This window comes from Pseudomonas sp. 05T35 (assembly GCF_056396605.1).
Genome location: NZ_JBFTLU010000142.1, coordinates 1 through 9,557 on the forward strand (window position 1 = coordinate 1; position 9,557 = coordinate 9,557).

Annotated in this window: 10 protein-coding genes; 3 read left to right on the top strand and 7 right to left on the bottom strand. The window is 57.2% G+C overall.

Translation table 11 applies throughout. The features are described from left to right. The 6 genes from AC1DH9_RS13335 to AC1DH9_RS13360 all read right to left on the bottom strand — a co-directional run. Positions 1 to 1,118, bottom strand: a 1,118-nt coding sequence (locus tag AC1DH9_RS13335; RefSeq protein ID WP_477808280.1) for a dermonecrotic toxin domain-containing protein, incomplete at its 3' end; no start/stop codon positions are given. 210 nt (positions 1,119 to 1,328) lie between these two features. Then, positions 1,329 to 1,484 (bottom strand): hypothetical protein, encoded by a 156-nt coding sequence (locus AC1DH9_RS13340; protein ID WP_427543007.1) that lies wholly within the window; start codon positions 1,482 to 1,484, stop codon positions 1,329 to 1,331. Between the two features lie 112 nt (positions 1,485 to 1,596). Further along, entirely contained in the window at positions 1,597 to 1,950 is a 354-nt protein-coding gene (locus AC1DH9_RS13345; RefSeq protein WP_427543004.1) for a hypothetical protein, read from the bottom strand. A gap of 669 nt (positions 1,951 to 2,619) precedes the next feature. After that, positions 2,620 to 3,531: an SDR family oxidoreductase gene (locus AC1DH9_RS13350; protein WP_427543001.1), complete on the bottom strand. Its 912-nt coding sequence runs from the start codon at positions 3,529 to 3,531 to the stop codon at positions 2,620 to 2,622. Positions 3,532 to 3,750: 219 nt separating this feature from the next. Further along, positions 3,751 to 4,158 (bottom strand): HPF/RaiA family ribosome-associated protein, encoded by a 408-nt coding sequence (locus AC1DH9_RS13355; protein WP_054595743.1) that lies wholly within the window; start codon positions 4,156 to 4,158, stop codon positions 3,751 to 3,753. 213 nt (positions 4,159 to 4,371) lie between these two features. Beyond that, positions 4,372 to 5,319, bottom strand: coding sequence for a LysR substrate-binding domain-containing protein (locus AC1DH9_RS13360; protein ID WP_427542996.1), 948 nt, complete (start codon positions 5,317 to 5,319; stop codon positions 4,372 to 4,374). 135 nt (positions 5,320 to 5,454) lie between these two features. On the opposite strand from AC1DH9_RS13360, the gene AC1DH9_RS13365 reads away from it, so the two are divergent. From AC1DH9_RS13365 to AC1DH9_RS13375, 3 genes are all read left to right on the top strand, one after another. Then, positions 5,455 to 6,831, top strand: coding sequence for an L-serine ammonia-lyase (locus AC1DH9_RS13365; RefSeq protein ID WP_427542993.1), 1,377 nt, complete (start codon positions 5,455 to 5,457; stop codon positions 6,829 to 6,831). A 63-nt stretch (positions 6,832 to 6,894) separates the two neighbouring features. After that, positions 6,895 to 8,196, top strand: coding sequence for a serine/threonine transporter (locus tag AC1DH9_RS13370; RefSeq protein WP_427542990.1), 1,302 nt, complete (start codon positions 6,895 to 6,897; stop codon positions 8,194 to 8,196). A gap of 219 nt (positions 8,197 to 8,415) precedes the next feature. Beyond that, positions 8,416 to 8,733 carry a DUF3509 domain-containing protein gene (locus tag AC1DH9_RS13375; RefSeq protein WP_427542987.1) on the top strand — a complete coding sequence of 106 codons (318 nt, stop codon included), beginning with the start codon at positions 8,416 to 8,418 and terminating at the stop codon, positions 8,731 to 8,733. Here the strand turns inward: AC1DH9_RS13375 and AC1DH9_RS13380 are convergent. After that, positions 8,730 to 9,230, bottom strand: a complete 501-nt coding sequence (locus AC1DH9_RS13380; RefSeq protein WP_054595739.1) for a phosphate-starvation-inducible protein PsiE — start codon at positions 9,228 to 9,230, stop codon at positions 8,730 to 8,732. The genes AC1DH9_RS13375 and AC1DH9_RS13380 overlap by 4 nt on opposite strands. Positions 9,231 to 9,557 lie beyond the last annotated feature (327 nt).

The window sequence follows — 9,557 nt, forward strand, 5'->3', positions numbered from 1 at the left end:
GTGTTCAAACGGGCGAAATACTGTCGATGGTAGGCGGTGGCCGAACGATAACCGGCAGGAATGACCGCCTCCACTTCGCCCCGCAGCCAACCGACATTGAGCAAGACACCCTGGCGCAATGCACCGGCACCGACCGATGGCCAGACGTTGCGCTTGATGCCCCATTGAACCGGAAGCTCTGCCTGTAAATGCCGCATGTACGAATGGGTGCGCTCTCGCTCACTGGCGTGAGACTGCCGACTCAGGTAACTGCGTCCTTCTGGCAACCTCGCCCAGTTGAACATATGGAAGTTCAGTTGTTTGAAGCTCGGAAACTCGAACCAGATCCTGCCCCCCGGCGCATCAGGCGCATAGAGAACGCACGTACCGCCCTCACCTTCTGGTCCGCAATAGACAATCATCCCTTGAAAGGGAATTTTCCAGCTATCGAGTAAAAGATCTCCCGCCGAATAGTTTTCGGCGTTCTGACTGGCCCGTTCGACGATCTTGAGGCTGTCGTCACTGATATGCCCTTGCAACTTTGCACTGAACGAGCTCAGGTCCGTGCGACCGTCCAGCACGGCTTGCAGGGCTTGCAGTACCGCTTCACTGGTGTACTTTTCTTCAAATTTCTCGGCATACAGCGAGCGCATGCTCTCGCTGCCCATCACTGCCTTGAGGTCTTCTTCGGTCAAGCCTGACGGCAGCGCCTCGCCTTCAAGGGTGAACGCCAATGGAGCAGAGGACGGATCATACAAACCATTGAGCATGAACTCGGGAAGCGTCAGGCGATTGCATTGAACAACCTTTTGCTGACCCACATGGAACGTATGACGAGCGTTGACGAAAATCCGCTCCGGGTCGATGAGTTCGCCGGAGAGAATTCGAACGAACTCCTGGGCATAAGAGTGTGCGAATACCTTGAGGGACCTGGTTTCTTTCAGCCGTTCATCAAGCGCTTGCTCTTTTTCTGCCAGAGACTGTTCCGTATCGACATAATACTGGCGATCTTCTTCACTGGCACGCTGTAGCCAATCCGGTATCAGGTGAGGTTGCTCGGCCATCGCCCGCTTAGAGGGGCGTAAAAGCGCGTCCTGAAACGTTCCCTGTAGCGCTTCTGTTGAAAGTTTTATACTCATTCACTGTTCCTTATGACATTTGTAAACGGCCTATTACCGCTGCATGCGTCGAGAGAGTTATTTAAAACACAGCCCGGCACGCCAGTAACTGCTAGCGGTGATCCGGGCCATGAGTGAGTGCATGAGGTATGAACATCTCCCTCAAACCGCGTAAGTTCGAGACTGTTTCGAAACAGCCCAACCATAAAAAAACAACACTTGGCCAAACAGTTATTTGGTTCGATAGGATTCGACGAACGGTTCCCCCAGATCATTAACCACGACCGAGCGCAGATAGATTTCGCCCGCATTGATACCGCAGCCTAAATCCTCAAAACACCCATTGAGTTGCTCACTGACTTCTTTCAGCAAATCCGGGTTCGCCATACATAAATTCCTTTTAAATACTATTCAGCTGACGAATGCACACTCCGCAACGGGAATGCATTCGTGAATGGCCATTACAAAGCCRCCGGCCATCACGAGCAGGGCCGCACGCTCAGAACGGCTCAGCGAAGAGCGCTTCCTTTCGGAACTCGATTACAATCCCATGGCAGATCCGATTAAACTCCCTGACATCCAGTACCGCCGTGTTAACCTGATATTTCGGATCCCGGCTCCATCGAACAGAGTAAATCCCACCGAGCGTTTCATCGAATGATGGCAGCTCATCATGCTGTACTTTTTCCATGACGACCCAGGTCAGCGACTCGGAATAAGCGACAACCTCCTGCCCGAGATCGTTGATTACCGCACCGGAATAGTAAGTAGTATCGGGATCCAGACCATAACCACGACTTTTAAAAACATGCTTCAACTTGCTACGTATTTTTTCGAGAAGAACATCAGTCATTATAAAAATACCGCTTATTAAATAGTGATTTAGAGCACCAGAAAACAACAAGACAACTGCACATCTGGCGCCCAACTACTTATAGGCATTTAGCACACAGCGCGCACCCGAAAACTTGTGTTAATTCGTAAAATCAACAACTAAAAAAAATACTCTGAACCGATCAGACGCTGAACTCTTACAACAAGTGGAGTGCTCTATTTGTTGAAGTCCACAGCCTGCGCCTGGGCACAGCAACCCAAGGCAACCGCGACGGTGAGCACCTGCGACATGAAGGTAGATACGGAGGCTGTCGGGGGAGTTGCGTGGCAGCGACTGTTGCCGAGGCTGTAACAGTCATTGTCCCGAATCGCTATTTTTCCTTTGGGGATAAGGACTTATCCTTGCCTGGCTTTCAGGGCAATACGGCCGAAAGCACGAAGCACTGAGGTGTGACTTTCCCGCCTCATTAGCAACAGAATCCAGATGATTTGAATCCGTTTCAGTTCATCGATCCGTGTTCACTGACGTTGATTTGTAGCTCCTTGATCCAACGTCTTACCTTGGCCGCTGCGTTTGCAGCGGCCTTTTTTATGGGCGAAATAAAAGAACCCCGTGAGCACGGGGTTCGATGGGGGGAGTGCCCGGAGGCGAAGCTGATTGAGCGCACGCCGGCAATAGTCCTCGGTATTACAGCGAATACCTCTGCAAATTCGCCATCATTTCCCTCAACGCTTCAATGTTGTCCTTTGGATGCGCCGCACCTTCAAAGTCGCAAATCTGCTCCCAGTGAGCAGCTACGTCTTCCGGCGAGAAGCCCTCACGCGGATCGAAACCGGCGCCGAGGCTGCGTTCCCAGCGCACTTTGCCCATCCAGCCACCGCCGACTTCGAACAGGCCAGAGGTTTCCTGGCAGTTCTCGCTGGCCAGGTACACCACCAACGGGCTGACCAGTTCCGGCTTCAGCTGTTCGAAGACTTGTGGCGGGATCAGGCCTTCGGTCATGCGCGTGCCGCCGGTCGGGGCGATGGCATTGACCAGAATGTTGTTCTTGCGACCTTCGATGGCCAGGGTGCGGGTCAGGCCATAAAGACCGAGTTTGGCCATGCCGTAGTTGGACTGACCGAAGTTGCCATAGATACCAGAGGTCGAGGCGGTGAAGATCACTCGACCGTAGTTTTGCTCACGCATGTGCGGCCACGCGGCACGGGTGACTTTATAAGCCCCTTCGACATGCACGCGGTAAACCAGGTCCCAATCGCCGTCTTCCATTTTGTGGAAGGTCTTGTCGCGCAGAATCCCTGCGTTGTTGACCACCACGTCGATGCGGCCAAAGGCGTCGAGGGCGTGCTGCACGAGTTTGTCGCCGTCGGTCACCGAATCGTGGTTGGCCACGGCAGTGCCACCGGCCTCGCGAATCTCTGCCACCACGCGGTCGGCTGCCGAGGCATTGGCGCCTTCGCCTTGAGCCGAACCACCCAGATCATTGACCAGTACCTTGGCGCCCTGCCTGGCGAATAACAACGCATGAGCCCGTCCGAGACCGCCACCTGCACCGGTGACAATCACCACTTTATCTTCAAAGCGCACAGACTCTTTCATTACCAAACTCCAGCAGGCCAGGGACAGTGAGCCCGAGTGTCAGGCACGACGCGGTTAGTCACAATCAACAGGGCCGAGGCTGAATGGTGTGCGATAAGGCTGCGGGATGATGGCCGCCAGATACGGCGACGCCTCTGACGACAGTGTTCAAGGCGTGAAACGAAACGGGCCTGCATCTGCAGGCCCGTTTTCAGTGGGGTGGTAAGGGTGTTTCAGGCATCAGCTATTGAAAGCGGCCTGTTCGTTCTCGAGAAATTCTTCTTCAAGTAGCGCGTCGGCATGGGCACCCGAGTTGATCGGCGTGACGGTGGCGCGTTTACCGCGCAATTTGCCGAACAGGTGTTCCAGCGCATGTTCAAGCTTGGTGGCCGCCCCTTCGATGGCCAGTTCCAGTGTGTCGGCTTTATGAGTAACGGAAACCGGTTGATGGCCTTTTGGCCGCGCTTCAAGTTGGCAGCGCATGTCGTGTGGACCGGGTTTATCGCCGTTCTCGTCCCGCAGGTGGACTTCGACCCGTGTCAGGTCTTCTTCGTATCGTTCGAGCGTGCTCTCAATGGTAGTACGTACCCACTCCTCCAGTCGGATGCTGCTTTGAATATGGTTATCGCTATTGACTTGGATTTGCATAGTTCATCCCTTATTTCAGCTAGCTCGCGAGAGATCCGGTGCGGTGTTTGAAACCTGGGTGACCGTGACCTCTTGATTACAGAGTTGGGCAGATGGAGAAACAATTCAACCCCTAAAAAAAGATAAATATTCATACGCAAAAAAAGCCGGACAACGGGCAAAAGCGCTGTTACTGTCGGGAGTCGACTCGACCTGCAACGCCGCAAAAAACCCTCACAATTGCCCCTCACCCAGGGGGTGCAACCCGCGAAAAATCTCCGCCTCCTCCACCAGCCAGTCATGCACCGCGCGCACGCCCGGATGGCTCAGCGCCCCCGGTGAATACAGCAACACATAGCGTTTGTAGTTGGGCACCGCGACGCCGAACGGCACGATCAGCGTGCCCCGCTCCAGCTCATCATTGAGCAAGGTCCGGCGGGCGATGGCCACGCCCATCCCGGCAATCGCCGCCTCGATGGTCAAGTGGTTGCGGTTGAAGGTATGCCCGCGCCGTACGTCGGCACCGTCGAAGCCGATAGCGTTCAGGTAAAACTCCCACTCCGCGTATTCATAGCTGCCGCGCCAGGCGGTGATGTCGTGCAACAACGGAAAATGCACCAGATCCGCCGGCCCGTGCAGCGGCGGTCGGCCACGCAGCAGGCTCGGCGCGCAGACCGGGAAAATCTGCTCATCGAGCAAGGCTGTGGATAACAACCCCGGGTAACTGCCATCGTTCAAGTCGATGGCCAGGTCGAAGTCGCCTTCGTGCAGCGCCACGCTGCTGTCCTCGGCCACCAGCCGCAACTGGATATCTGGAAACCGCTGCTGCAAACGCGGCAGACGCGGCGTCAGCCATTTACCGAGAAACGAAGGGATCGAACGCAAGCGCAGGATGCCACTGATCATTCCCGCATCCAGCCGGCGTAGTTCGGCGTCGATGTTGCCGTAGGCTTCGTTAACCGTGATCGCCAGGCGCTGGCCTTCGGCACTCAATTCAACACCCCGGGCGCGGCGGTGGAACAGGCGAAACCCCAGACGCTCTTCCAACTGGCGGATCTGCTGGCTGACGGCACCGGGGGTGATGTGCAGTTCTTCCGCGCAGCGGGTGAACGACAAGTGGCGTGCCGCACAGGAAAACACATGCAGCCAGACGTAGGTCTGGGCATGAAATTGACGACTCATTGTTTAGTCCTACTAAAGCCTGTCTTAGGAAGTTTCGTTGGTCAGCACTGACCGAGGTAGGCAGTATCGCCGACATTGCGCTTGGCCTACAAAAAATGGCGGCGATTCCTACTCCATTGCTTGTAAGGCTTTAGCATGGCTATCAGTGTTTTTGATCTCTTCAAAGTTGGCATCGGTCCGTCCAGCTCCCATACCGTCGGCCCGATGCGCGCCGCCGCGACCTTCGCCCAGGCGCTGTTTGACCAGGGTTTGCTTGAGCAAATCCGGCGTGTGGAAGTCCGTCTCTACGGCTCGCTGTCCGCCACCGGCGTCGGCCACGCCACTGATCGCGCCTGCGTCATGGGCCTGATGGGCGAATGGCCCGACCGCATCGACCCGACTTGCATAGGTCCGCGTATCCAGCAGTTGCGCGAAAGCGGCGAACTGCTGCTGGCCGGTCGCCGGAACATTGCCTTCGATTGGCAACGCGACTTGCTGCTGCTCGACGAAAGCCTGCCCTACCACCCCAACGCCATGTCGCTGACAGCCTTTGGCGAAAACGGCCAGCTGTGGGAACAAACCTACTACTCGGTCGGCGGCGGTTTCATCGTTGAAGCGGCTGAAGCCGAGTCGGGCGTACCAGCCGCCAGCGACGTGGTGTTGCCGTACGAATTTTCCAGCGCCGTGGAATTGCTGTCGCTGTGYAACCTGCATGGCTTGCGGGTTTCCGAGCTGATGATGGCCAAYGAACGGGCTTGGCGCAGCGATGCGGAGATCCGCAGCGGCCTGCTGCACATCTGGTCGGTGATGCGTGAGTGCGTCGAGCAAGGCCTGCGCCACGAAGGCGTGCTGCCGGGTGGTCTGGATGTGCCGCGCCGCGCTGCGAAATTGCACCACAGCCTGTTGGAAATCGGCAAACCGAATGTCATCAGTTCGACCCTCTCGGCGATGGAATGGGTCAACCTGTTCGCCCTCGCCGTGAACGAAGAAAACGCCGCCGGCGGCCGCATGGTCACCGCACCGACCAATGGCGCGGCGGGGATCATCCCGGCGGTGCTGCATTACTACATGAAGTTCAACCCCGACGCTTCGGACAACGATGTCGTGGCGTTTTTCCTCGCCGCCGCATCGGTGGGCATCCTCTGCAAAAAGAACGCCTCGATCTCCGGCGCCGAAGTCGGCTGCCAGGGTGAAGTCGGTTCCGCCTGCGCCATGGCCGCTGCCGGCCTCGCCGAGGTATTGGGTGCGACACCCGAACAACTGGAAAACGCCGCCGAAATCGGCCTGGAACACAACCTCGGCCTGACCTGCGACCCGGTCGGCGGGCTGGTTCAGGTGCCGTGCATCGAACGCAACGCGATTGCCGCCGTGAAGGCGATCAACGCCACCCAAATGGCCCTGCGCGGCGACGGCAAACACTTCATCTCCCTGGACCGGGTGATCCGCACCATGCGCGATACCGGCGCCGATATGCACGACAAATACAAAGAGACTTCACGGGGCGGCCTGGCTGTGAGCTGGGTGGAGTGCTGACGAGCATTCCCTGACCGCCTGCATTACGTGAGCCCGAGTAAAAATAATAACGAGGCGATACTGATGACCGATGTACGTACACCTGCTGCTGATAATCCTGCTGTAGAACTGCCCCGTAGTACCGCAACAACCAGCAAAGGCTGGAGCAAACACGACACCACCTGGATGCTCGGCCTTTACGGCACGGCAATTGGTGCAGGCACGCTGTTCCTGCCGATCAACGCCGGCGTCGGCGGTTTCTGGCCGTTGCTGGTGCTGGCGCTGCTGGCTTTCCCGATGACCTTCTTCGCCCACCGCGGCCTGACCCGCTTCGTGCTGTCCGGGCGTTCCGGGGACATCACCGAAGTAGTGGAAGAACACTTCGGCATCGGTGCCGGCAAGCTGATCACCCTGCTGTATTTCTTTGCGATCTTCCCGATTCTGCTGGTGTACAGCGTGGCGCTGACCAACACCCTCGGCAGTTTCATGGAGCATCAGTTACACATCGCGCCACCACCGCGCTCGGTGCTGTCGCTGGCGCTGATTCTCGGTCTGATGGCGATCGTCCGTTGCGGCCAGGGCGTGATCGTCAAATGCATGAGCGTGCTGGTTTACCCGTTTGTCGCCGCGTTGCTGTTGCTCGGTGTGAGCCTGATCCCGAACTGGAACGGCGCGTTCTTCGCCTCGGCCAATGAAGGCATGCCGCTGCCGCTGTTCTTCAAAACCCTGTGGCTGGCGATTCCGGTGATGGTGTTCTCGTTCAACCATTCGCCGATCATCTCCGCCTTCGCCGTCGATCAGAAACAGCGTTACGGCGCCCAGGCCGAGCCGAAAAGCAGCGGCATCCTCGCCGTCGCCCACAGCATGATGGTGCTGACCGTGATGTTCTTCTGCTTCAGCTGCGTGCTGGCCCTGTCGCCGGCCGATCTGGCAGCCGCAAAAGCGCAGAACATCTCGATCCTGTCGTACCTGGCCAACCACTTCCAGACTCCGGTCATCGCCTACGCCGCGCCGTTGATCGCGCTGGTGGCAATCACCAAATCCTTCCTCGGCCACTACATCGGCGCCAGCGAAGGCTTCCAGGGTCTGATCGTGAAAAGCCTGCGCGGCCGTGGCCGGGTGATGCCGGCCAGCTGGCTGAACCGCGTGACCGCGCTGTTCATGATCCTCAGCTGCTGGGCCGTGGCGACCTTCAACCCGAGCATCCTCGGCATGATCGAAACCCTCGGCGGACCGGTGATCGCCTGCCTGTTGTTCCTGATGCCGATGTACGCAATCCGCCGCGTGCCGTCGCTGCGCCAGTATTCGGGGCAAGCCTCGAACGTGTTCGTGGTGCTGATCGGCCTGATCGCACTGTCAGCGATCATCTACTCCGTCATGCCCTGAAACGGACCATGAATAAAAAAGGCGAGCCATTGGGCTCGCCTTTTTATTGCCGGTTTATTGACCCTGAGCAGGACCGGCATGGCCCTTGCTTCGTCAGAATGGAGGCACACGGATGTTGTTGAAACCTCAGCTAACGGCCTGCCGATGGTCTGGAAAAGCGAACCAATCCTGATCCCGTCCGGTCAATGACTGCACGATCCCATCAAGCGGTGACGCATTATGGATAACCCTTTTCAACTGATCACCGACGCTTTTGCGCCGGATTATCAGGTCAACCTGAGTATTCAAGGGCTCGACGGCAGCATCATGCTGACCCTCTCCAACGCCGGTCGAATCGTTGCCAAGCGGATGATCAGTGCCGCACAACGCAATGACCCGCAACGCCTGAAACGGCTGGTGCAAAGCATCCAGTTCGGCATCGCCATCGAACAGGGCCACAGCGCCGTGGCGATCCTTGAAGCGATGACCAACGGCGACAACTTCAAATTACCGCCGCCCTCACCCAAGACTCCAACCCCTCGGCCGGCAAGGTTTTAAAGCTCGCCCTTCTCGACTTCCGGATGCTCACCGGAGCCCGCCCCGGTCTTGCGCTGCGGGTGTGCGATCTTCACCGACGGAAATTGCGACGAGGCATAGCGCACCACCAGAATCGAAAACGCCAGCAGCAGAATGCCGCCACACAGGTAGATGATCCCGATGTCCGGCGGGTTGTGGTGCGACACGTTGGAGATCAGCAGGCGCGTCAACGCGGTGATCGCCACGTAGATCAGAAAGCGCACCGGCATATGGTTGGTCTTGAAGTAAATCCCGACCATCGCCCCCAACTCGAGGTAGATGAACAGCAGCAGGATGTCATCGATCTTGATGTCACCCTCCTTGATCATCAGCAAAAACTCCGCCACCGCCGCCCAGGCAGTGACTGCACCGATGGCGAACAGCGCCAGGTAATGGAACGTCTCAACGAACAGGTTACCCAGCGATCCGGCCAGCTCATGGACGCTCTGGCGAAGCTTTTCAGCCCAATTGATATTCACGGTTGTTCTTCCTTAGGTCGGTTCGACCGATGATGCGGGTTCGACGTGACGGTTGTTCTGCATGCAGAAAAAAGGCCAGCGGCATGGAGTGAGATGGTGGCAGGGGGGAATGAGGCACGTCGGGGGGATCGGTTGGCGCGGGGGGATGAACAAGCGCTGAACGTAATTTGGATATTTACTGTGGCGAGGGAGCTTGCTCCCGTTTGAACTTTGAAAGCATTAAGACCTCTCGAGACTTTTCTGCCAAACTGCCTTATAACCCAGTGAAAACATCAAAAGGCTGAACGAGTCCGCATTATTAATTAACGCGTTCACCCTGAGCTTGGG

Coding starts and splice junctions, on each gene's coding strand:
- AC1DH9_RS13340 (WP_427543007.1), bottom strand. CDS start 1,484: ATGGCGAACCCGGATTTGCTGAAAGAAGTCAGTGAGCAACTCAATGGG.
- AC1DH9_RS13355 (WP_054595743.1), bottom strand. CDS start 4,158: ATGCAAATCCAAGTCAATAGCGATAACCATATTCAAAGCAGCATCCGA.
- AC1DH9_RS13350 (WP_427543001.1), bottom strand. CDS start 3,531: ATGAAAGAGTCTGTGCGCTTTGAAGATAAAGTGGTGATTGTCACCGGT.
- AC1DH9_RS13345 (WP_427543004.1), bottom strand. CDS start 1,950: ATGACTGATGTTCTTCTCGAAAAAATACGTAGCAAGTTGAAGCATGTT.
- AC1DH9_RS13375 (WP_427542987.1), top strand. CDS start 8,416: ATGGATAACCCTTTTCAACTGATCACCGACGCTTTTGCGCCGGATTAT.
- AC1DH9_RS13370 (WP_427542990.1), top strand. CDS start 6,895: ATGACCGATGTACGTACACCTGCTGCTGATAATCCTGCTGTAGAACTG.
- AC1DH9_RS13360 (WP_427542996.1), bottom strand. CDS start 5,319: ATGAGTCGTCAATTTCATGCCCAGACCTACGTCTGGCTGCATGTGTTT.